Raw genomic sequence first — 20,765 nt, forward strand, 5'->3', positions numbered from 1 at the left:
TCACAACGTCCTGTCCGAGGCGGTGTCCGGCACGTAGAATCGCCGGAGCAACGATGCACGACACGTTCGGGAGGACGCAATGGAACGCGACATCTACGAAGAGGATCACGAGGCATTCCGCGACCTCGTCAAGGACTTCGTCAAGCGCCACGTGAACAACGAGGCGATCGAGCGGTGGGATGCCGCGGGAGAGATCGACCGGGCGACCATGCTCGCTGCCGGCGAGGCCGGCCTGATCGGTCTTTCGGTCCCCGAGGAGTTCGGCGGCGCCGGGATGCTGCAGGACTACCGCTTCCGCACGATCGTCATGGAAGAGGTCATCGCCGCAGGGGCGGGTTCGCTGGCCGGTGCGTTCGGCATCCAGGACGACCTGGCCGTGCCCTACCTCGTGCACATGGGAACGCAGGAGCAGAAGGAGAAGTGGCTGCCCCGCATGGCCACGGGCGAAGTGCTCGGCGCGCTCGCCATGACCGACCCGGGTGCGGGTTCTGACCTGCGCGGCATCAAGACCAACGCCAAGAAGGTCCACGGCGGCTACATCCTCAACGGCGCGAAGACGTTCATCTCCTCGGGCACGACGGCCGACGTGGTCGTGACCTTCGTGAAGACCGGTGAGGGCAACCGCCCTGACGCGTTCAGCCTGCTGCTCGTCGAGAAGGGCATGGAGGGCTTCGACCAGGGCAAGAAGCTCAGCAAGATGGGCTTCCACGGCTGGGACACGGCCGAGCTCAGCTTCACCGACGTGTTCGTCCCCGACGAGAACCTGATCAGCGGCAAGGAGGGGCAGGGCTTCATCCAGCTGATGCTCAACCTGCCTCTCGAGCGTCTCTCGATCGGCGTCGCCGCAGCTGCGGCCGCGCAGGCCGCTCTCGACTGGACCGTCGCCTACACCAAGGACCGCGAGGCGTTCGGCGAGCGCATCGCCGACTTCCAGAACACCCGCTTCCGGCTCGCCGACATGGCGGCGACCACCGATGCGATGTGGGCGTACATCGACCGCGCGCTGCTCGCGTACAAGAACAGCACGCTCACCGCGGAGGACGCCGCGAAGGTCAAGTTCTGGGCGACCGAACGCGAGTGGGAGGTGCTCGACACGGGCGTGCAGCTGCACGGCGGCTACGGCTACATCATGGAGTACCCGATCGCCCGCGCCTTCACCGACGCTCGGGTGCACCGCATCTACGGTGGCACGAACGAGATCATGCGCGACCTCGTCGGTCGTCAGATCGTCGGCAAGCGCTGACACACGGCTGAAGAGGCCCCCGGATGCTGCGGCATCCGGGGGCCTCTTCGTCTGCAGCCTCTTCGTCGCGTCCGGCCTCTTCTTCGTCTCCCGGCCCTTCTTCGTCTCCCGGCCCTTCTTCGTCTCCCGGCCCTTCTTCGTCTCCCGGCCCTTCTTCGTCTCCCGGCCCTTCGTCTCTGCGGCATCACCCGTTCCCCGCGACACAACTTCGGAGATCGGGCGCGACTCGCCGTCGGAGGGCGCCACGGACCGGCGTGTCGCCGCGGAACTCCGAAGTTGTGTCGGGGGAGGGGGTCGGGGAGACGGGGAAGGAGAGGGGGAGGGGAGGGAAGGGCCCGTGGACACGGATGTCCGGGCGGGGTTGAATCGAGGGCATGACGAGCTCGCTCCCGCAGATCCTCGCTGACCACGTCGTTCGGGGCACCGCGCCAGGAATCATCGGCGTGCTCGGCTCTCCGGGCGGGAAGGTCGAGATCTTCGCGACCGGGGATCTGCCGCCGGAGGCGATCGTCCGCATCCAATCGATGACGAAGCCGATCCTCGCGGTTGCCACGCTGCGGCTCGTGCAGGAGGGTCGCCTCGGTCTCGACGATCCGGTGGAGCGGTGGATGCCCGAGCTCGTCGACCGTCGGGTGCTGCGCGCGCCGGACGCCGCGCTGGACTATGTCGAGCCGGCGGCGACGCCCATCACCGTGCGGCATCTGCTCACGAACACGTCGGGATACGGAGTGCAGGTCGCACCGACCCCGTTGGCGGAGGCGATGATCGCCAACCGGACGGCAGCGGGCCAGGAGCCCGTGGCGCTCGGTGCGCAGGAGTGGTTAGACGCGCTCGCGGCGCTGCCGCTCACCTTCCAGCCCGGAACCGGATGGCGTTATCACCACTCGTTCGGCCTTCTCGGGATACTGCTCTCCCGCGTCGTCGGCGGCACGCTCGAGGAATATCTGCGGCGTGACCTGTTCGGCCCGCTCGGCATGGTCGACACCGGGTACACGGTTCCGCTCGACCAGGCGCATCGGCTGCCCGCCGCGTACCGGCACGAAGGCGGCCGTCTGGTCGAGATCGAGCCTGCAGCCGGAGGATTCTCGCTGGCGCCCGCACCGTTCGACCTCAGCCATTCCGAACTCGTGTCGACGGCGTCCGACTATGCGGCGTTCGCCGGGATGCTGGCGGCGGGCGGGCGCCACGACGGGAAGGTCATGCTCGCCCCCGAACTGCTCGCGCTGATGCGCACCGATCAGATCCCGTCGATTGCGAAGACACCGGACAGCTTCTTCCCGGGATTCTGGGAGGGCACGGGCTGGGGTTTCGGTGTCGCGGTGCAGACCGGAGGGGACGCAGCCGGCCGATACGGGTGGTCCGGTGGACAGGGAACCGACTTCTCCATCGACCCGGACGGCTCGTTCCGGATCGTGCTGACCCAGGTCGAGATGGGGCCCGAGGTCATGGGCCTGTTCGCGGAAGTGCAGGAGAGCGGACTCGCGGACGCCAGCGGCGACACTTCTGCCGAGTGATGCGACGACGGCCTTGCAACGGCGTGAGTACTGCCGCGCGGCTGGCGGGGGTGGACGCTCGCGGTGATCGTCTCGGCCCACGTCGCCCACCGATGCTTGACTGTATTCGTGGATAAGTACGTATCTGGGGTGCTTGTGGAGGAGTGGTCCTTGGGCGTGCTGTGGCGTGTTTGTGCGGAATTCTGGGATGTGATGCGGAGACAGCTTCGAAGGTAGCGTGTTACCGGGTTAGGGTGGAGCATGTCCACTTTGACCGGGTTGCGCGAGGCGATGAGTCGTCTCGATGCGGCGTGGGCGGGTGCCGGCGAGGCGGGGGATCTGTCCCGGTCCGAGCTGGTGGCGGTGGGGGCGGCGGTCGGGGTGCTGCAGCGGCGGTTGGATGCGGTGCAGGTCGAGGTCGCCGCGCGGATCGCGTATGAGTCGCGGCCGGAGCTCGGGGCGGAGAGTCTGGCGAAGCAGCAGGGGTTCCGCACCCCGGCGACGTTGATCGCCGCGACCACCGGAGTGTCCACGGGTGATGCGGCCCGGTTGGTGAAGGTCGGGGAGGCGACGGCGCCGCGTGCGGACCTGTTGGGGGCGCCGCTTCCGGCGAGGTATCCGTTGGTGCGCGCCGTGCTGGGCTCGGGTGCTCTCAGTGCGCCGGCCGCGGCGATGATCATCACGGTCCTGGATCGGTGCCGGGTGACGGCCGGGCCGGAACGGGTCTCCGAGGGGGAGCGGGTGCTGGTCGAGAAGGCGCAGGGTCTGGCGCTCGACGATGTGCGAAAGCTCGTGGTGCGGGCAGAAGCCTGGCTGGATCCCGATGGGGTGGAGCCGAAAGAAGAGGAGCGGCGGGGGAAGCGGGCGTTGACCCTGTTCGAGCGGGACGGGATGGTGCACCTGAACGCGGTCCTCGATGCCGAGACCGCCGCCCCGATCGTGACCGCGATCCGCGGGTTCGTGAGCGCCGCGTTCGCCGCCCGGAATGACGCCCCCGACCCCGACGCCCCGGATGCGGACCGGCGCACGGTCCCCATGATCCAGGCCGACGCGCTCGCGGTGTTCTGCGCGCACGTCCTCGGCTGCCAGACGCGGGTCCCGGTCGCCGGGGCCACCGTGATCGTCCGGATGAACCTCTCGGACCTGGAATCGGGGGCAGGGTCGGCGACCGTGGATGGTATGGATCAGCCGGTCAGTGTCGGGGCAGCGCGGCGGATGGCCGCCGGCGGCGGGATCATCCCCTGTGTCTTCGGCGGGAACAGCGAAGTGTTGGACTGGGGGCGGGAGAAACGCCTGTTCACCCGCGCGCAACGCCTTGCCCTGGCCGAACGCGATGGCGGGTGCGCGATGTGCGGGCTCCCACCCGAGATGACCAAAGCGCACCACGTCCGCTGGTGGAAGCGGGACCACGGACCCACCGACCTCACCAACGGAGTCCTGCTGTGTGAGACGTGTCACCACCGCATCCACGACAACGGATGGGACATCCACATCGACCATCCCCGATACGGGACCGGGACCGGGGGACGAGTGTGGTTCCTCCCACCCGCCTACGTCGACCCCGCCCGCACCCCGCGACTCGGCGGGCGCGCCCGCTTCGACATCGCCGCATGACCATGCATCCGCGCGGATCGGGCTCGGGGCACCGGGCAGCGGTCGCGACCGGCGTCACCTCAGGATCGTTGCGAACGACGCCCGCCGACGCCCGCCTTGCGGAGCTGGTCGGCGATGAGGATGCCGAGGGCCGTGGTCCCGACGCAGCTCGCCAGCGTGATCGTGAAGAACAGCGCCTGCACCGCGAGCGGGAAGCTGCCCAGATCGAACGACGCCCACGCCAGCACCGGATACACGAAGCTCACCACGACCGCGCCGACATAGTGCATCCACGTGCCCCAATACCGCCAGATCACGAAGAGGAACGGCAGCTCGGTGAACGCCGCCCACCACAGATTCGTCGCCACACTGCCGAACCCGTACCCGGAGAACGGCACGATCACGAGGCCGGCGAGCAAGCCCACCAGGAGCCCGACCAACGGGCGTCGCAGCAGACGCAGCGCGATGACCGACGGCAGCATCCAGAGTCCGGCCAGCGCCACGCTCGCGAAGGGCGCCACGGGGAAGAGCAGCGTCGACAACCAGTTCGCCGGCGCCAGCAGCAGGCCGCCCGCGACACCGAGTGCCGCGCAGGTCAGCAGGATCGCAGTGGGAAAGCGGAATCGACCACCCGGCTTTCGCGCGGTACCGCCCGATCCTCGCCGGGGCGCCGCCGCGCCCGTCGCACCGGCCGCGCCCGTCGCACCTGCCGCGTCCGTCGCACCGGCCGCGCCCGTCGCACCTGCCGCGTCCGCCCCGCTCATGCCAGCGGCTCCGCTGCCGCCTCGCGAGCGGCCTTCGACGCCGGAGAAGCCGCGCCGATCTTCCAGTACCCGCAGAAGCTCACGGCGTTCTTGTCCACACCGCGCTCGCCCACCAGGTGCTTGCGGGCACCGGAGGCGAGAGCCTGCTCACCGGCCGCGTACGCGTGGAACGGGGCATCCGGCAGGGCGGTGCGGCCCAGCGCTTGCAGCGCCAGCGCACCGGGGGCGACGTCATGAGGGCGCACGAGCCAGACGACCTCGAGACCGGACGGATGTGGGAACTCCAGCGCATCCTCCTCGCTCGGCACCTCGATGATCGCGGTGCCGGTCGCATCCACGGGCAGCGACGCACTGATCGAGGCGATCGCCGGCAGTGCCGTCTCATCCCCGACGAGCACGACGCGATCCGTGCCGCGCTGCGGGTTGAAGGTGAGCCCCTCGTCGATGATCAGCACATGCTCACCCGGCTGGCAGGTCTCGGCCCAGCGCGATGCCGGACCGGCCGTGCCGTCGGCGGCCGAGCCGTGCAGTACGAAGTCCACGTCGATCTCGGCGCCGGCCTCCGATGTCGCCGCACGATATGCCCGCACACTGTAGTTGCGCATCACGGGCCGTTCGCCGTCGGGGATGCGCAGGAACTTCAGATACCCGAACATCTTGTTCGCCTTCGCGGGCACCCGCTCGAGGCCCGCATCGCCCCCGATCGGCAGGAACAGTCGGAACCACTGGTCGAAGCCCATCGGCCGGAACTTCTCGATCTCGCCGCCGCCGAGGCTCACGCGGATCCAGTGCGCCGAAAGCCGCTCGGTGCGCAGGACCGTCAGATGGATGAGCTCGGTCGTCTCGGGCTTGACCAGCTTGCTGTATGCCATGGGGCGCCTTTCAGGGAAGCTGCCAGGGAAAGAAGGCGACGAAGATGGCGGCGGACGCCAGCAGTGTCGTGAGGGTGAAGACGGTGTCCCGCGTGCGGAACGGCACGAGATGCCGCTCGGTGCGAGTGGGATGGGCGCCGAAGGCCCGCGAGTCCATCGCCAGGGCGACGCGCTCGGCATGGCGGATGGCGCCGGCGAGGAGCGGCACGATGTAGCCCCAGCCGCGAGCGATGCGGGCGAAAGGTCCGCGTCCACCGTGGTATCCGCGCACCCGGTGGGCAGCGCGGATCACGGCCAGCTCATGCCCGAATCTCGGCACGAACCGGAACGCAGCGAGCGCCGTGTACCCGACGCGGTATGGCACCCGCAGCTGCTGCACGCTCGCCCGCACGAGATCGGGGCCGCTGGTGGTGAGTCCGCCGACAAGGGCGAGCGCCATGATCGAGCCGAGGCGCAGCGCCGTCGCCGACCCGATCACGAGGGCACCGCTGTACAGCGTCCAGTCGCCGATTCGCACGAGCGGCGCGCTGCCGTCGACGAGTCCGGCATCCACCCACAGCGAGAATCCGACCGCGACCAGCAGCATGCCCGCCGGGAGTCCGAGCAGCAGCAGAGCGAGCAGTCGACGCGTGAGGCGGGCGCCGACCAGGATCAGCGCGTACGCGAGCAGGAGGAATGCAGCTGGGGTGGCGAGGTCGCGGACGAACACGAGCAGCACCATCGCCGGGGCGAAACCCGCCACCTTCGCGAGCGGGTTCAGAGCGTAGAGGAACTGGCGCGGCGAGGTCGCCGTCATCCGGGCATAGGGGTCGAACGCAGGAACTCCGGCGGCGTCGGGAACGCGGCGTGCAGCGCTGCCCGTGACGTCGGCGCTCATCGGGTCACCTCGAGGCCCGCGGACGCCAGCACGCGCTGCAGCGCCGGCATGCGGAGCCCGGCGTCGGCGAACAGCTGCTGATCGCGGAACAGCGACGCGGTGGGGCCCGACGCCCGCACCCGCCCGTCGGCGAGCATCACCACGTGCGTGCTGTGCTCCGCCACGAGCTGCAGGTCGTGCGTGACGATCACGATCGTCGTGCCCTCGGCGCGGAGGTTCTGCAGCAGATCGAGAAGTTCGGCCGCCCGCGCGCGGTCCTGCCCGAACGTCGGCTCATCCAGCGCGAGGACGCGGGGCCGCGTGATCAGAGCCGTGCCGACCGAGAGGCGTCGCTTCTCGCCGCCCGACAGCAGGAACGGGTGCACGTCCGCCTTGTGCTCGAGGCCGAACCGCACGAGCATCTCCTCGACACGGGAGGCGATCTCCGGCACATGCCGCAGCCGCAACCCGTGCGCCAGCTCGTCGAACACCGTGTGCGCGATGAACTGGTGCTCCGGGTTCTGGAACACGAAGCCGATGCGCGCGGCGAGGTCGCGGGGCGAGGCGGTACCCGGATCGATGCCGTCGACCGACACCTGACCCCGCGGCGGCGGCACGACGCCCGCGAGAGCCTGGATCAGGGTCGTCTTGCCGGCACCGTTCGCTCCCACGATTGCGGTGAGGCTCCCCGGCGCGAGGTCGAGGTCGATCCCGTGCAGGATCGCGGTGCGTCGGCGCCGCACGGTCAGCCCGCGGGCACGGATGATCGCCTCGGTGGCGCGTTCCTTCTCCTCGCCCCGCTCGTCGCGCAGCTCCTCGCTCGTCGACCGCGGCGGTGTTCCGGTCGTCGACCGGGCGGAGGGGGAGGAGGCGGCATCCTCCGCGAGGGCGGTGCCGAGCTCGTCCGGAGTCAGCGGCAGGGGATCGAAGGAGAAGCCCTGATCCCGCAGTCGCAGCGCGGCGAGCGTCGCCGCCGGCAGCCAGACGCCCATCCCGACGAGTTCGTCGGCATGGGTACGGATGATCTCGGCGGCCGGCCCGTCGAACACGACCCTGCCTTCGCGGTCGAGCACGATGGTGCGCGTGACGAAGTCCATCGCCGCGTCGAGGTTGTGCTCGACGAGGAGGATCGCGCGGTCTCCGGCGGCCACCACATCGGCCAGGGCCGCGTAGACATCGTCGATGCCCTGCGGGTCGAGGTTGGCCGTCGGCTCGTCGAGCACGATCAGCGGAGAGCCCATCGCGAGGGCACAGGCGATCGCGAGCCGCTGCCGCCCTCCGCCGGACAGGTGATCCGGGTTCTCGTCGCGCCGATCCCAGAGTCCCACCCGGCGCAGCGCCGCTTCGACGCGGGCCTGCACGACGTCGAGTGCGAGCAGGAGGTTCTCCGGGCCGAACGCCACCTCGTCGTAGACGGTGCCCGTGACGATCTGCGCATCCGGGTCCTGGAACACCATGGCGACGTGGGTGCTCAGCGTGGCCGGCTGCGCGGCGGCGGTGTCGATTCCGCCGGCCTCGACCGTGCCGGCCATCGTCGCCGGCAGCGCGTGCGGGATCAGCCCGTTGAGGGCGAGCGTGAGGGTGGACTTGCCGGATCCGGATGGTCCGAGCAGCAGCACGACCTCTCCGGGGTCGATGTCGAAGGTCACGTCGCGGGGCGAGGGGTGCGCGGCATCGGCGTGGGTGAGCGAGAGCTCACGCACGCTCAGCAGGGGCGCGGATGGGCGCACGGCGGAGTCCCGGGTCGACGGATCGTACCCGTCTAACTTAGCTGAGCCTTACCTGATCCGCCATCGACGGAACTCCGGCCGTCAGCGCCGAGCGACCCCGGCCCTGCGCAGCGCCGAGCCGATCGCGAGCCCCACCGCGGTCCACGCGATCGGGCCGAGCACCGAGATCGCCAGGTACAGGATCTGCGCCCACACGGGCATGACCGACAGGTGCGCGGCGAAGAACACCACGACCGCGACGATGACGCCGATGACGGCCGCCGAGATGAAGAAGCGCCACGGGCCCCAGGACCGATAGCGGGTGAGGGCGGCGACGCCCTCCTGGATGAGCCCGAACAGCAGGGCGGTGCCGATGAACCGCAGCGCCCACGCCGGGTTGAAGGCGCTCGCGATCAGCGCCGCGAACACGTGCGTGATCAGGGCGACCAGCGGCAGTCGCAGCACCTCCTGGGCGATGATCCCCGGCAGTACATGCGAGCCGAGCACGAGGCCGTAGAGGAACAGCAGGGGACTCGCCAGCAGCACGGGGGTCACCCATCCGGCGATGCCGGCGAGGATGCCCGTCGCGACGCCGATCGCTGCGCAGACGAGCAGTACTCGGGTCGTCAGGACGGGGGTGCGGGCCACCTCTCCAGCTTACTGTCGACCTATCGGGAGGGCGGCCGTGCATAACCCTGGCCGATCGGCGAAGGCCGGTTGGCCGATCGACCAGTTCTCTCTCCAGCCGCGAAGAGCGGGGCTATGTTGGCCGCGGTGCAGCAACGCGGTTGCACCGTGATCATCGGGAGCAGCACATGGGTCGAACACCCCTCCGGATGGCAGCAGCCACCACCCTGGCGACTCTGTTCATCGCATCGACGGCAACCACCGGCTACGCCGCGACCGAGGAGGTGACGCACCCTGTCCCGGTCGCGGGCACCCCCGGCCACTACATCGTGGTCATGAAGGCCGATCCGCTCGCCAGCTACGAGGGCGACGTCAAGGGCCTGAAGGCCACGAAGCCCGCCGAGGGCGAGCAGCTCGAGACGCAGTCGCAGGACTCGCAGCGGTACGTCGAGCACCTCCAGACCCAGCAGACCGACCTGATCGGCGACGTGGGCGTCACGCCCGACAACACCTATCAGGTCGCACTCAACGGCTTCAGCGCCGACCTCTCCGGCGAGCAGGTCGATGCGCTCCGTGCGTCGAAGGATGTCCTCGGCGTCTACCCGGATGAGGTCCGGCACCCCGACGCGCAGACGTCCACCGACTTCCTCGGGCTCGGCGACGACCGCAAGGGCCGCGGCGGCGTGTGGCAGCAGACCGGCGGCGTCGAGAAGGCCGGTGAGGGGGTCGTGGTGGGCGTGATCGACACCGGCATCGCGCCGGAGCACCCCTCCTTCGAGGGCAAGAAGATCAAGAAGCAGAAGAAGCAGCAGAGCCGACACAAGGGCAACCAGCCCTACACCGACGGCACCTACGTGTACTTCGACAAGTCCGACGGCGGGCAGTTCCAGGGTGCGATGGTCGAAGGCCAGGACTGGGACAAGAGCGACTACTCCTCGAAGCTCATCGGTGGACAGTACTTCTACGCCGGAGCCGAGGCCGCCGGCTTCGACTTCCAGTACGACTACCTCTCGCCGCGTGACGGCGACGGCCACGGCTCGCATACCGCGAGCACCGCGGCGGGCAACTTCAAGGTCGACGCCGCGATCGAGGACGTCGACTTCGGCACGGTCTCGGGCGTCGCCCCCGGTTCGAAGGTCGCGGCCTACAAGGCCTGCTACGTCGGCCCGGACACGACCGTCACCACCGACGACATCTGCGCGCTGAGCGACCTCGTCGCCGCGATCGATCAGGCCGTCGCCGACGGCGTCGACGTGATCAACTACTCCATCGGCGGCGGGGCTGCGAGCACGGTGCTGGCGCCGGAGGACATCGCGTTCTTCAACGCCGCGGCTGCGGGCGTCTTCGTCGCGACGAGCGCCGGAAACGACGGCCCCGACCCGGTCACGGCCGACCACGCCTCGCCCTGGTACACGACGGTCGCCGCATCGACCATCCCCACCTGGGAGGGCACGGTGCAGTTCGACGGGTTCGAGCAGGCCGGAGCATCGGTGAGCGTGCCGTTCGGTGAGAGCGTCACCGGCCCGTCGATCGCCGCGGTGGATGCCGCCGCAGCCGGAGCCGTCGACCCGCAGCTCTGCCTGCCGGGCACCCTCGACCCGGCGAAGGTCGCCGGACACATCGTGGTCTGTGACCGCGGCGGCAACGCGCGCGCCGAGAAGTCGCAGGTCGTGAAGGACGCCGGAGGCATCGGCATGGTCCTCGTGAACGTGCCGGGTGGAGCGGACTCGCTCGACAACGACTTCCACGCCGTGCCGACCGTGCACCTGAACGCCGTGCACCGCGCCGCCGTGCTCGCCTACGTGCAGGGCGGCGTCGATCGCCCGATCACGCTCGTCGGCGAGAACACCACGGGCGTGACCACCCCGACCCCGCAGATCGCGGGCTTCTCGAGCCGCGGGCCGATGCTGGCCGACGGCAGCGATGTGCTGAAGCCGGATGTCGCGGCCCCTGGCGTCGCGATCCTCGCGGCGACGAACAACGGACCCGATGAGGAGCCGACCTTCGGCATCCTCTCCGGCACCTCGATGGCCTCGCCGCACGTGGCCGGTCTCGGCGCGCTGTACCTCGGTGAGCACCCGAAGGCGACGCCCGGGGAGATCCGGTCGGCGATGATGACCACCGCGTACGACACCGTTCTGCCCGACGGATCGAAGAACACCGACCCGTTCGAGCAGGGCGCGGGTCAGGTCGACCCGAAGCGATACCTGAACCCCGGTCTGCTGTACCTCAACGGGGTCAAGGACTGGGCGGCGTTCCTCGACGGGAAGGGCCTGTCGGACTTCCCGGGGATCGAGCCCATCGATGGCAGCGACCTGAACCAGGCGTCGATCTCGATCGGCTCGCTCGCCAGCGCGCAGACCGTCACCCGTACGGTCACGTCGACCGAGAAGGGCACCTTCACCGCGAAGGCTTCCGTTCCCGGAGTGAACGTCAAGGTCACCCCGCAGCAGCTGAAGTTCGACCGACCGGGTCAGACCAAGTCCTTCACCGTCACGTTCGACAACAAGAGTGCGCCGGTCGAGGAGTGGGCGACGGGGTCGCTCACCTGGAAGAGCGCGAAGAACTCGGTGCGCTCGCCGATCGCGGTGTTCCCGGTCACGGCGGATGCTCCGGCAGAGGTCACCGGCACCGGCGTCGACGGCAGCACGTCGGTGGAGATCACCCCCGGTCTCGACGGCGACCTGGCTCTCAACCTCTCGGGCCTCACCGCCTACGAGCTGCTCAGCGACCCGGACAACCCGGTCGAGGGGCACTCGGGCGACGAGAACTCGGGTGATGCGAACAAGGACGTCGCGTGGATCGTGGACGTGCCGGAGGGAACGACGCTCTCCCGGTTCGACCTCGACTCGTCGGACGACGACGGCAGCGACCTCGACCTCACCGTGTACCGCGTGGTGAGCCCGGACGACCTGCGGTACTACGAGAACTGGCAGTCGGCGACCGGCTCGGCAGACGAGCAGGTCACTGTTCCGGCCCCGACCGCCGGCACCTACCTTGTGGTGGCGAACGTGTACTCGACGACGGGGCCGATGACGTGGGACATGTCCTACGCCAACGTGCAGCCGGGCGGCGAGGGCGCGTTCACTGCGACGCCGAACCCGATCGCCGCCATCCGGGGCGAGAAGACGAGCTACGACCTCAGCTGGACCGGCCTCACCGCCGGCGCCCGCTACCTCGGGCTCGTCCAGTACGGCGACTCGGCCGTCCGCACCGTCGTGACGGTGACGGCGCCGGACGCGGTGGTCCCCGAGGCGAAGGAGCCGGCTCCCACCCCGGAGCCGACGCCGGAGCCGACGCCGGAGCCGACGCCGGCGCCCACCCCGGAGCCGACGCCGGAGCCGACGGACGCCCCGCCGACGGATGCTCCGGAGACAGCCAAGCCGGAGTAGACCCCCACAGCACGACGCCCCGCGGCCTCCCTTCCGCGGGGCGTCGTGTGCGCGCCGCGCGAGAACAGGCGATCCTGTGGAAACAGGGCGGTTCCGGCGGCAATGGCCTGATGCGGCGTGACGGCCTGATGCGGCCCACCGACCGAGGGGCGCTGTGCGCACGCGGGCATCCGTTCATCGCGTGATCGGTGCCGCTCGTCGCAGCATCCGCTTCCGGCTCCGTGTCCGGGCTCCGCACTTTCCTAACGTGGGGGAACGCAATGTCGCGTATCCCGAGGAGACTGCCATGACCGCACCGGGCACCGAACCCGTCATCGTCACCGACCCGAAACTCCCCTCCGTCGCCCTCACCGAGGAGCATCACGAGAAGGCGAACCGCTGGACCCTGCCGAAGATCATCCTCTGGGCGGCGATCGCCCTGCTGGGTGCTGTCGCCTGGACCATGCTCGCGATCGTCCGCGGCGAGACCGTCAACGCGATCTGGTTCGTGTTCGCCGCGGTCTGCACGTACCTGATCGGCTACCGCTTCTACTCGAAGGTGATCGAGAAGTACATCACCCGGCCTGATGACCGTCGGGCCACGCCCGCCGAGGTCCGCCAGGACGGCAAGGACTACGTCCCCACCGACCGGCGCGTGCTCTACGGCCACCACTTCGCCGCCATCGCCGGCGCCGGACCGCTCGTCGGACCGGTGCTCGCCGCGCAGATGGGCTACCTCCCCGGCACGATCTGGATCATCGTCGGCGTCGTGCTCGCCGGTGCCGTGCAGGACTACACGGTCCTCTTCTTCTCGATGCGTCGCGGCGGTCGCACGATCGGCCAGATGGCGCGCCAGGAGCTCGGCAAGATCGGCGGCACCGCTGCGATCATCGCCTCGCTGCTGATCATGCTGATCATCGTCGCGATCCTCGCCCTCGTCGTCGTCAATGCGCTCGGCGAGAGCCCGTGGGGCGTCTTCTCGGTCGCCATGACCATCCCGATCGCGCTCTTCATGGGCGTCTACCTGCGCTACCTGCGTCCCGGCAAGGTCACCGAGGTCTCGATCATCGGCTTCGCACTGCTGATGGCCGCGATCATCGGCGGCGGTTGGGTCGCGGGCACCGAGTGGGGTCAGGCGATCTTCCACCTCGACCGCACCACCATCGCCTGGGGCATCATCATCTATGGCTTCATCGCCGCCGTGCTCCCGGTGTGGCTGCTGCTCGCCCCGCGTGACTACCTGTCGACCTTCATGAAGATCGGCGTGATCGTCATGCTCGCCGGAGCCATCGTGCTGGTGCGCCCCGAGATCACCGTCCCGGCGATCAGCATCTTCGGTGAGAACGGCATGGGTCCGGTCTTCGCCGGGCCCCTCTTCCCCTTCCTGTTCGTGACGATCGCCTGCGGAGCGCTGTCGGGATTCCACGCGCTGATCGCGTCCGGCACCACGCCGAAGCTCATCGAGAAGGAGCGCCAGACCCGCTTCATCGGCTACGGCGGCATGCTCATGGAGTCCTTCGTCGCGATCATGGCCCTCGTCGCCGCGATCTCGATCGACCAGGGCATCTACTTCGCGATGAACGCACCGGCCTCGGCGACGGGCGGCACGGTCGAAGGGGCCGTCGCCTTCGTGAACTCTCTGGGTCTGACGGGGGTGAACCTCACACCCGAGATGCTCACCGGCACGGCCACGCTGGTCGGTGAGGAGTCGATCGTGTCGCGCACCGGTGGGGCTCCGACACTCGCACTCGGCCTCGCGCACATCATGCAGCAGGCCCTCGGTGGCCAGGCGCTCATGGCGTTCTGGTACCACTTCGCGATCATGTTCGAGGCGCTGTTCATCCTCACCGCGGTGGATGCCGGCACCCGTGTCGCACGCTTCATGCTGCAGGACTCGATCGGTGCCTGGTTCCCCAAGTTCCGCGACGTGTCCTGGCGCCCCGGCGTCTGGATCTGCACCGCGATCATGGTGGCAGGCTGGGGAGCGATCCTCATCCTCGGCGTCACCGACCCGCTCGGCGGCATCAACACCTTCTTCCCGCTGTTCGGTATCGCGAACCAGCTGCTCGCAGCGATCGCGCTCGCCGTGGTGCTGGCGATCGTCGCCAAGCGCGGCCGGAGCTACTTCAAGTGGCTGTGGATCATCGCGCTGCCGCTCGCGTTCACCGCGGTCGTGACCATCACCGCCTCGCTGTACAAGATCGCGTCCCCGGTGCCGGCCATCGGCTACTGGGCGAACCACTTCAAGTACGTGGCCGCCCGTGACTCGGGTGACACCGCGCTCGGTGAACCTGCGGTGCTCGACGCGGTCATCCGCAACACGGCCGTCCAGGGCACCCTGTCGATCATCTTCGTCACGCTCGCGATCGTCGTCATGGTCACCGCCGTGATCGCCACGGTGAAGGCCATCCGCAACGGCGGCGGCGAGAACACCGAGGACGCCCCGGTCGCCTCGCGCCGCTTCGCCCCGGCCGGGTTCCTGCCCAGTTCCGCGGAGCGCGAGCTCGAGAAGCAGTGGGAGCCGATCCTCGCCGACGAGCGCAAGGCCTCGTCGCACTGAGATGGCCGACACCATGAGTCGGACGGATGCCGCGACCACCCTCCTGCGGACGCTGCTGGGCGCCGTGGGGCGGGTGGGCCGCGGCATCCGCTGGTACATGACGAACCTGATGGGCGACAGCGCCTATGCGACCTATGTCGCCCATCAGCGGCGCGTGCACCCGGACGAGGAGCCGATGACCGAGCGGCAGTTCTGGCGGCAGCGGATGGACGACCAGGACCGCAACCCCGGGGCGCGCTGCTGCTGAGATCTGCGGCGGCGCCCTAGGCAAGCTATGACGAACATTCTGGTCATATCTCCGCGTTATGGCTAGTATGTTCGTCATAGCTACGTCGAGGAGGTGGCACGCATGGCCGGATATCGCATCACGCGGGACATGGAGGCGTTCGGCGAGCACGTCCGCGGATGGCGCATGGTGCTGGGGTTGACGGCCCAGCAGGTCGCGGAGCGAGCGAACATCTCCCGGGACACGCTGCGCAAGATCGAGACGGGCAACGCGTCGGTGACGTTCGAGAACGTCGCTCAGGTGCTGCGGGCGCTCGGCATCCTCGAGGCGGTCGTGAACGCCGCCGACCCGTTGAGCACCGACATCGGTCGGCTCCGCGCATCGAGCCTCGAGAAGACACGCGCGCGATGAGCGACTACGAGGTCTACAGCGACGACCGTGGTGACATGCAGCTGGTCGGACAAGCGCATTTCACGACGGGCAGGTCGCTCGCCACCACCTTCCTCTATGACGCTACGTACCTCTCACGTGGCGGCGTGAACATCGATCCGTCGCTGCAGCTCGTTCCCGGCCCCCAGTATCAGCCGGGGATGCTGCGGGCGTTCTCGGACGGTTCGCCAGACCGTTGGGGCCGCAACCTCATCGACAAGGCCGAGCGGATAGCCGCCCGCGAGGCCGGTCGGGCTCCGCGGAGCCTCGACGACGTCAGCTACCTCTTAGGCGTCAGCGACGACACCCGCCAGGGCGCGCTGCGCTTCCGCGCCGTGGGGACGGAGAACTTCCTCGGTGCGGAAGCTCATGTCCCGGCGATCGTCGAACTTCCGAACCTCCTGCGCCGCAGCGACGAGCTCGCCGGCGACGACGACTACACCGAGGCGGTCAAGCAACTGCTGGATACCGGGACCACCGGCCTGGGAGGCGCGCGGCCGAAGGCATCGGTGCGACTCGAGGACGGGTCTCTCGGGTTCGCGAAATTCCCGCATTCCAGCGACGATTGGGACGTCATGGCCTGGGAGGCGACCAGCCTCGGTCTGTTGTCGGATTGCGGTATCGCCGTGCCGGGGTTCCGTCTCACACGACTGGGGGAGCGCTGCGTTCTCATCCTGCGCCGCTTCGACCGGGACGCGACGCAGCAGCGCGTCGGATACATCAGCGCCATGACGGCGATCGGCGCCGCGGACGGCGAGCACCATGACTACGTCGAGATCGCCGACGCCATCCGCGACATCGCGCGTTCGCCTCGCGTCGGGCTCGCCGACCTCTACGACAGAGTGATCGCCAACGTCGTTCTCGGCAACACGGACGACCACCTGCGCAACCATGGTTTCCTCAGCGATGGCAACGCCTGGACGCTCAGCCCCGCCTTCGACGTCAATCCGAATCCGGATCTCGCCAGGAGCCGGTCGACCTCGATCGCCGGAGCCGACACGTATGACACGGAGATCGACGGTCTTCTCGCGCTCGCGGACGACTGCGACCTGACGCAGAGCAGGGCGCGGGAGCACATGGCGAGGGTGTCCGAGACGCTCTCGTCGTGGCCGGATCGCGCGCGACGCAATCGCATCTCCGAGAAGGAGATCTCACGCATGGATGAATCGATCGCACCGAGGCTCGACCTCGTGGCCGCGGCCGGTCGAAAGTAGCTGATCCCATGACCGACGTCGTTCTCGCCGCTGTGCTGGGTGTGCTCGGCGGCGTCGTCCTGACGCTGCTGCTGTTGCTCGCACGTCGTCTCGCGCGCGGGGCGACCTACCTCGGGAGCGATGCGGAGCAGGCGGCGCTGACTGCTCTGCATCAGGCGAGCCTCGCCGCTCCGCACCTGCGCGCAGGTCTGGCGGCCCCCGATGTCGTCAAGGCGGCACGCCATCTGCGGGTGCTGCTCGGCAGCGCCGCGGTGGCCATCGTCAGCTCCGACGACACCGTCTCGTTCGACGGCTCGTCCGACGGGCTGGAGTCGGCGGCGGTCCGCATCGCGGCGCAGGTCAGGGCCTCCGGGCGTCGGCAGGTGTTCCCCGCATCGGGGCGCGACGACGACCTCGAGGCCGTCGGCGCTCCGATCCGTGTCGACGGCCGGGTCGTCGGCGTCGTCGTGGCGTTCGCGGCACCTGTCGGGGCGGCACTCGTGCGGGCCGCCGAAGAGGTGGCCGACTGGTGCGCGGCGCAGGTCGAGCTCGGCGGACTCGATGCATCGAGGACGCAGCTGGCCGAGGCAGAGCTGCGATCGTTGCGGGCGCAGATCTCGCCGCACTTCATCTACAACGCCCTCACCGCGATCGCCTCGTTCGTCCTCACCGACCCCGAGCGTGCCCGCGAGCTGGTGCTCGAGTTCGCCGACTTCACGCGCTACTCGTTCCGCCGGCAGGGGGAGTTCACCACGCTCGCCGAGGAGCTGGGCAGCATCCACTCCTACCTCGAACTGGAGCGCGCGCGCTTCGGCGACCGGCTGCGGGTGACGCTGCAGATCGCGCCGGAGACCCTCGCGACCGTGATCCCCTTCCTCTCCGTGCAGCCGCTCGTCGAGAACGCGGTGCGGCACGGACTCGAACCGGGAGAGGGCGGAGGAGAGATCCGCATCGCCTCGCGCGACGACGGCACGCACACCGAGATCACCGTCGAGGACGACGGCGTGGGAATGGACCCCGAAGCCCTGCGGGCCACGCTCACCGCGAGTGACGACGGCGTGCACGTCGGCCTCCGCAACGTCGACACCCGGCTGCGCCAGCTCTACGGTGCCGACGGCGGTCTGGTGGTCGAGACGAACACCGGCGCGGGTACCCTGGTGCGCATGCGGGTCCCGAAGTCCCAACCGCAGCACGATCCGGACACCGAGTGATGACGATGACGATGCCGACGAACAGCGCGCTGCCGGTCGATGTCCTCGTCGCGGATGACGAGAACCCCGCCCTGGACGAGCTCGTGCACCTGCTGCGCACCGATCCGCGCATCGGCGTGATCCTCACGGCGTCGTCGGGGGCCGAGGCGCTGCGGCTGATGTCGGAGCGCGCGGTGCGGATCGCCTTCCTCGACATCCACATGCCGGGGCTCAGCGGCACCGACCTCGCGCGGGCCCTGATGACTCTCGCCGTGCCGCCGGCGGTCGTTTTCGTCACGGCCGACGATGCCAAGGCGGTGGAGGCGTTCGAGCTGCGCGCGGCCGATTACCTCCTCAAGCCCGTGCGGGCCGCGCGGCTGCGCCAGGCGGTCGACCGGGTGATCGAGGTCGGCGACGCCACGGCATCCGGTGACGACGAGGTGCTGCCGGTCACGGTCGGCTCCGCGGTGCGGTTCGTGCGGCGCAGCGACGTGACCTGGGTGCAGGCACAGGGCGACTACTCCCGGCTGCACACCGGCGACGGCGCGGGCCATCTGGTGCGCATCCCCATCTCCGAGCTCGAGACGCGGTGGACGGATGCCGGGTTCCTGCGCATCCACCGCTCGTCGCTCGTGCGCATCGCCGCCGTGACCGAGGCTCGGCTCTCCGGTGCGGAGGCGGCCGTCTCGATCGGCGGGCTCTCGCTTCCGGTGAGTCGGCGGATGGTGCCGGCCGTGCGCGAGGCGCTGCTGCGCGGAGAGGGCGCGGGGTGACCGAGAAGCCGAAGCGGGTCCGCGTCACCGCCGACCTCCCCGATCGGCGTCCGGCGACCCTCACCCGCGGCATCGCACTGCCCGGTGCTCCCGTGGACGAAGCGGATGCCGTGTACGCGCGGGCTCTGATGCGCAGCCAACTCCGCCTCGCACTGGGAACGGTCGCCGGGTTCGTGGTCGTGGTCGTCGCGCTCGCCCTGGCGATCGCGCTCATCCCCGAGATCGGCCGCATCCTGGTGTGGGGTCTGCCGCTGTCGTGGCTGCTGCAGGCGTATGCCTTCTATCCGATCATCGTCGTGTTCGCGGTGCTGTACGTGCGCACCGCCCGCCGCAACGAGCGCCGGTATCGGGCGCTGCGGGATCGCGAATGAACGCGGTGCTCGACCTCGTCGGGGTCGCGCTCGTCATCGTCGCGACGCTGCTGATCGGCATCTACGGTCTTCGCATCTCGCGCACGACGGGTGACTTCTTCGTCGCCTCGCGCACCGTGCGCCCGGTGTGGAACGCCTCGGCGATCAGCGGCGAGTACCTCTCGGCCGGCACGTTCCTCGGCCTGTCGGGGCTGGTGCTGCTCGACGGTGCGCGCGGCTTCTGGTTCCCGATCGGCTATGCCGCCGGCTACCTCCTGGTGCTCGTGTTCGTGGCGGCCCCATTGCGGCGGAGCGGCGCCTACACGATCCCCGACTTCATCGAGGCCCGGCTGGAGTCGACCTCGGCCCGTCGCGTGACGAGCATCGCGGTGCTCGTCATCGGCTGGCTGTACATCGTGCCGCAGCTGCACGGAGCCGGGCTCACCCTGCTGGTCGTCGCCGGTCTGCCGGAGTGGGTGGGAGCGGTGACCGTCGCGGTGCTCGTGGCCGCGGCGGTCGCGGCCGGTGGCATGCGGGCGATCACCTATGTGCAGGCGTTCCAGTACTGGCTCAAGCTCACCGCCCTCCTGGTGCCGGTGGTGTTCATCGCCTTCGCGCTCAGCGGTGGGCCCCACGACTTCGATCCGGCACTCGTGTTCCCCGTCGAGGCGGGGCCCTCGGGGTTCGACGTCTACGAGACCGCTTCCCTCCTGCTGGCACTGCTGCTGGGCACGATGGGCCTGCCGCACGTCCTGGTGCGGTTCTACACGAGCCCGACCGGGGTGTCGGCGCGTCGCACGACGGTGATCGTGATCGGCATGGTGAGCGCGTTCTACGCGGTGTCGAGCACGATGGGGCTGCTGGCCCGCATCGCCGCTCCCGACCTCGCCGTTCCCGGTGTGGCGGACACGGTGGTGCTGCTGCTGCCCTCCCGTGTGTTCCCCGGGCTGCTCGGCGAGCTGCTGACCGCGCTGATCGTCGCGGGGGCGTTCGCGGCATTCCTGGCGACATCTGCCGGACTGGTCGTGTCGCTCGCCGGCGTGATCAGCCAGGATGTGTTCTCCGGCTCGGTGCGCTCGTTCCGCCTGTCGGCCGTGCTCTGCGCCCTGGTGCCGCTCGCGGTCGCGCTGCTCACGGCCCCGGCCGGGCTCGGGTCGAGCGTCGGCGTGGTGTTCGTGGTGGCAGCGTCGACGCTGTCGCCGGTGGTGCTGCTCGGCGTGTGGTGGCGCGGACTCACCGCTCGAGGAGCAGTCGCCGGGATGGTGTCGGGCGGGCTGGCTGCCGGTCTCGCGCTGCTCGTGCACGCGGCGGTCGGGGGAGTCGGGGTCGCGGCGCCCTACCTCGCGCAGCCCGCGGCCTGGACCATCCCGCTCGCCACGGCGGTCACGGTCGCGGTGTCGCTCCTCGACCCGCGAGGGCCGTCGCCGCGCACGGAGCGGTTCCTCGCGCGCGTGCACAGCCCGGAGCGCGGCTGAGCCCGGAGGTCCTCGTTCCGGTCGCGCTTTCTGTCGCTCTG

At 69.6% G+C, this 20,765-nt stretch carries 17 protein-coding genes; 12 read left to right on the top strand and 5 right to left on the bottom strand.

Translation table 11 applies throughout. The features are described from left to right. Positions 1–79: 79 nt before the first annotated feature. The 3 genes from ACFC14_RS08345 (at position 80) to ACFC14_RS08355 (ending at position 4,350) form a co-directional block, all read left to right on the top strand. Entirely contained in the window at positions 80–1,243 is a 1,164-nt protein-coding gene (locus tag ACFC14_RS08345) for an acyl-CoA dehydrogenase family protein (RefSeq protein WP_376102881.1), read from the top strand. Between the two features lie 374 nt (positions 1,244–1,617). Beyond that, positions 1,618–2,757, top strand: a complete 1,140-nt coding sequence (locus ACFC14_RS08350; protein WP_376102883.1) for a serine hydrolase domain-containing protein — start codon at positions 1,618–1,620, stop codon at positions 2,755–2,757. 240 nt (positions 2,758–2,997) lie between these two features. Continuing rightward, positions 2,998–4,350 (top strand): DUF222 domain-containing protein, encoded by a 1,353-nt coding sequence (locus tag ACFC14_RS08355; protein WP_376102886.1) that lies wholly within the window; start codon positions 2,998–3,000, stop codon positions 4,348–4,350. A gap of 59 nt (positions 4,351–4,409) precedes the next feature. On the opposite strand, the gene ACFC14_RS08360 is transcribed toward ACFC14_RS08355, so the two are convergent. The 5 genes from ACFC14_RS08360 to ACFC14_RS08380 all read right to left on the bottom strand — a co-directional run bounded on the left by ACFC14_RS08360 (position 4,410) and on the right by ACFC14_RS08380 (position 9,178). Continuing rightward, on the bottom strand, positions 4,410–5,093 hold the full coding sequence (locus ACFC14_RS08360; RefSeq protein WP_376102889.1) for an ECF transporter S component: 684 nt from the start codon (positions 5,091–5,093) through the stop codon (positions 4,410–4,412). Continuing rightward, on the bottom strand, positions 5,090–5,965 hold the full coding sequence (locus ACFC14_RS08365; protein ID WP_376102892.1) for a siderophore-interacting protein: 876 nt from the start codon (positions 5,963–5,965) through the stop codon (positions 5,090–5,092). Before ACFC14_RS08365 ends, ACFC14_RS08360 begins: the two co-directional genes overlap by 4 nt. 10 nt (positions 5,966–5,975) lie before the next feature. Next, positions 5,976–6,761, bottom strand: coding sequence for an energy-coupling factor transporter transmembrane component T (locus ACFC14_RS08370; RefSeq protein WP_376107135.1), 786 nt, complete (start codon positions 6,759–6,761; stop codon positions 5,976–5,978). 77 nt (positions 6,762–6,838) lie between these two features. Beyond that, entirely contained in the window at positions 6,839–8,551 is a 1,713-nt protein-coding gene (locus ACFC14_RS08375; RefSeq protein ID WP_376102895.1) for an ABC transporter ATP-binding protein, read from the bottom strand. Between the two features lie 81 nt (positions 8,552–8,632). Then, positions 8,633–9,178, bottom strand: coding sequence for an ECF transporter S component (locus ACFC14_RS08380; protein WP_376102898.1), 546 nt, complete (start codon positions 9,176–9,178; stop codon positions 8,633–8,635). A 188-nt stretch (positions 9,179–9,366) separates the two neighbouring features. Between ACFC14_RS08380 and ACFC14_RS08385 the strand changes: the two genes are divergently transcribed. The 9 genes from ACFC14_RS08385 (at position 9,367) to ACFC14_RS08425 (ending at position 20,724) form a co-directional block, all read left to right on the top strand. Further along, positions 9,367–12,549, top strand: a complete 3,183-nt coding sequence (locus ACFC14_RS08385; protein ID WP_376102901.1) for a S8 family peptidase — start codon at positions 9,367–9,369, stop codon at positions 12,547–12,549. Positions 12,550–12,835: 286 nt separating this feature from the next. After that, positions 12,836–15,088 carry a carbon starvation CstA family protein gene (locus ACFC14_RS08390; RefSeq protein ID WP_376102904.1) on the top strand — a complete coding sequence of 751 codons (2,253 nt, stop codon included), beginning with the start codon at positions 12,836–12,838 and terminating at the stop codon, positions 15,086–15,088. Between the two features lies 1 nt (position 15,089). Next, entirely contained in the window at positions 15,090–15,335 is a 246-nt protein-coding gene (locus tag ACFC14_RS08395; protein ID WP_136040899.1) for a YbdD/YjiX family protein, read from the top strand. 102 nt (positions 15,336–15,437) lie between these two features. After that, a complete protein-coding gene (locus ACFC14_RS08400) occupies positions 15,438–15,725 on the top strand; it encodes a helix-turn-helix domain-containing protein (protein WP_136040900.1) in 288 nt (95 codons plus the stop codon). Beyond that, positions 15,722–16,957, top strand: coding sequence for a type II toxin-antitoxin system HipA family toxin (locus ACFC14_RS08405; protein ID WP_376102909.1), 1,236 nt, complete (start codon positions 15,722–15,724; stop codon positions 16,955–16,957). The genes ACFC14_RS08400 and ACFC14_RS08405 overlap by 4 nt, the downstream gene beginning before the upstream one ends. 8 nt (positions 16,958–16,965) lie before the next feature. Next, complete coding sequence (locus ACFC14_RS08410; protein WP_376102912.1) at positions 16,966–18,147, top strand: sensor histidine kinase; 1,182 nt, start codon at positions 16,966–16,968, stop codon at positions 18,145–18,147. 11 nt (positions 18,148–18,158) lie between these two features. Then, positions 18,159–18,899 carry a LytR/AlgR family response regulator transcription factor gene (locus ACFC14_RS08415; RefSeq protein WP_376102915.1) on the top strand — a complete coding sequence of 247 codons (741 nt, stop codon included), beginning with the start codon at positions 18,159–18,161 and terminating at the stop codon, positions 18,897–18,899. Further along, positions 18,896–19,270 (top strand): heavy metal transporter, encoded by a 375-nt coding sequence (locus ACFC14_RS08420; protein WP_376102917.1) that lies wholly within the window; start codon positions 18,896–18,898, stop codon positions 19,268–19,270. Before ACFC14_RS08415 ends, ACFC14_RS08420 begins: the two co-directional genes overlap by 4 nt. Beyond that, positions 19,267–20,724, top strand: a complete 1,458-nt coding sequence (locus ACFC14_RS08425) for a cation acetate symporter (protein ID WP_376102920.1) — start codon at positions 19,267–19,269, stop codon at positions 20,722–20,724. The genes ACFC14_RS08420 and ACFC14_RS08425 overlap by 4 nt, the downstream gene beginning before the upstream one ends. Positions 20,725–20,765 lie beyond the last annotated feature (41 nt).

Origin of the sequence: Microbacterium sp. NPDC055988 (assembly GCF_042269505.1) — a bacterium.
In the GTDB taxonomy this organism is placed as follows: Bacteria; Actinomycetota; Actinomycetes; order Actinomycetales; family Microbacteriaceae; genus Microbacterium.

Coding starts and splice junctions, on each gene's coding strand:
- ACFC14_RS08395 (WP_136040899.1), top strand. CDS start 15,090: ATGGCCGACACCATGAGTCGGACGGATGCCGCGACCACCCTCCTGCGG.
- ACFC14_RS08350 (WP_376102883.1), top strand. CDS start 1,618: ATGACGAGCTCGCTCCCGCAGATCCTCGCTGACCACGTCGTTCGGGGC.
- ACFC14_RS08360 (WP_376102889.1), bottom strand. CDS start 5,093: ATGAGCGGGGCGGACGCGGCAGGTGCGACGGGCGCGGCCGGTGCGACG.
- ACFC14_RS08365 (WP_376102892.1), bottom strand. CDS start 5,965: ATGGCATACAGCAAGCTGGTCAAGCCCGAGACGACCGAGCTCATCCAT.
- ACFC14_RS08405 (WP_376102909.1), top strand. CDS start 15,722: ATGAGCGACTACGAGGTCTACAGCGACGACCGTGGTGACATGCAGCTG.
- ACFC14_RS08355 (WP_376102886.1), top strand. CDS start 2,998: ATGTCCACTTTGACCGGGTTGCGCGAGGCGATGAGTCGTCTCGATGCG.
- ACFC14_RS08370 (WP_376107135.1), bottom strand. CDS start 6,761: ATGACGGCGACCTCGCCGCGCCAGTTCCTCTACGCTCTGAACCCGCTC.
- ACFC14_RS08400 (WP_136040900.1), top strand. CDS start 15,438: ATGGCCGGATATCGCATCACGCGGGACATGGAGGCGTTCGGCGAGCAC.
- ACFC14_RS08425 (WP_376102920.1), top strand. CDS start 19,267: ATGAACGCGGTGCTCGACCTCGTCGGGGTCGCGCTCGTCATCGTCGCG.
- ACFC14_RS08390 (WP_376102904.1), top strand. CDS start 12,836: ATGACCGCACCGGGCACCGAACCCGTCATCGTCACCGACCCGAAACTC.
- ACFC14_RS08345 (WP_376102881.1), top strand. CDS start 80: ATGGAACGCGACATCTACGAAGAGGATCACGAGGCATTCCGCGACCTC.
- ACFC14_RS08385 (WP_376102901.1), top strand. CDS start 9,367: ATGGCAGCAGCCACCACCCTGGCGACTCTGTTCATCGCATCGACGGCA.
- ACFC14_RS08410 (WP_376102912.1), top strand. CDS start 16,966: ATGACCGACGTCGTTCTCGCCGCTGTGCTGGGTGTGCTCGGCGGCGTC.
- ACFC14_RS08415 (WP_376102915.1), top strand. CDS start 18,159: ATGCCGACGAACAGCGCGCTGCCGGTCGATGTCCTCGTCGCGGATGAC.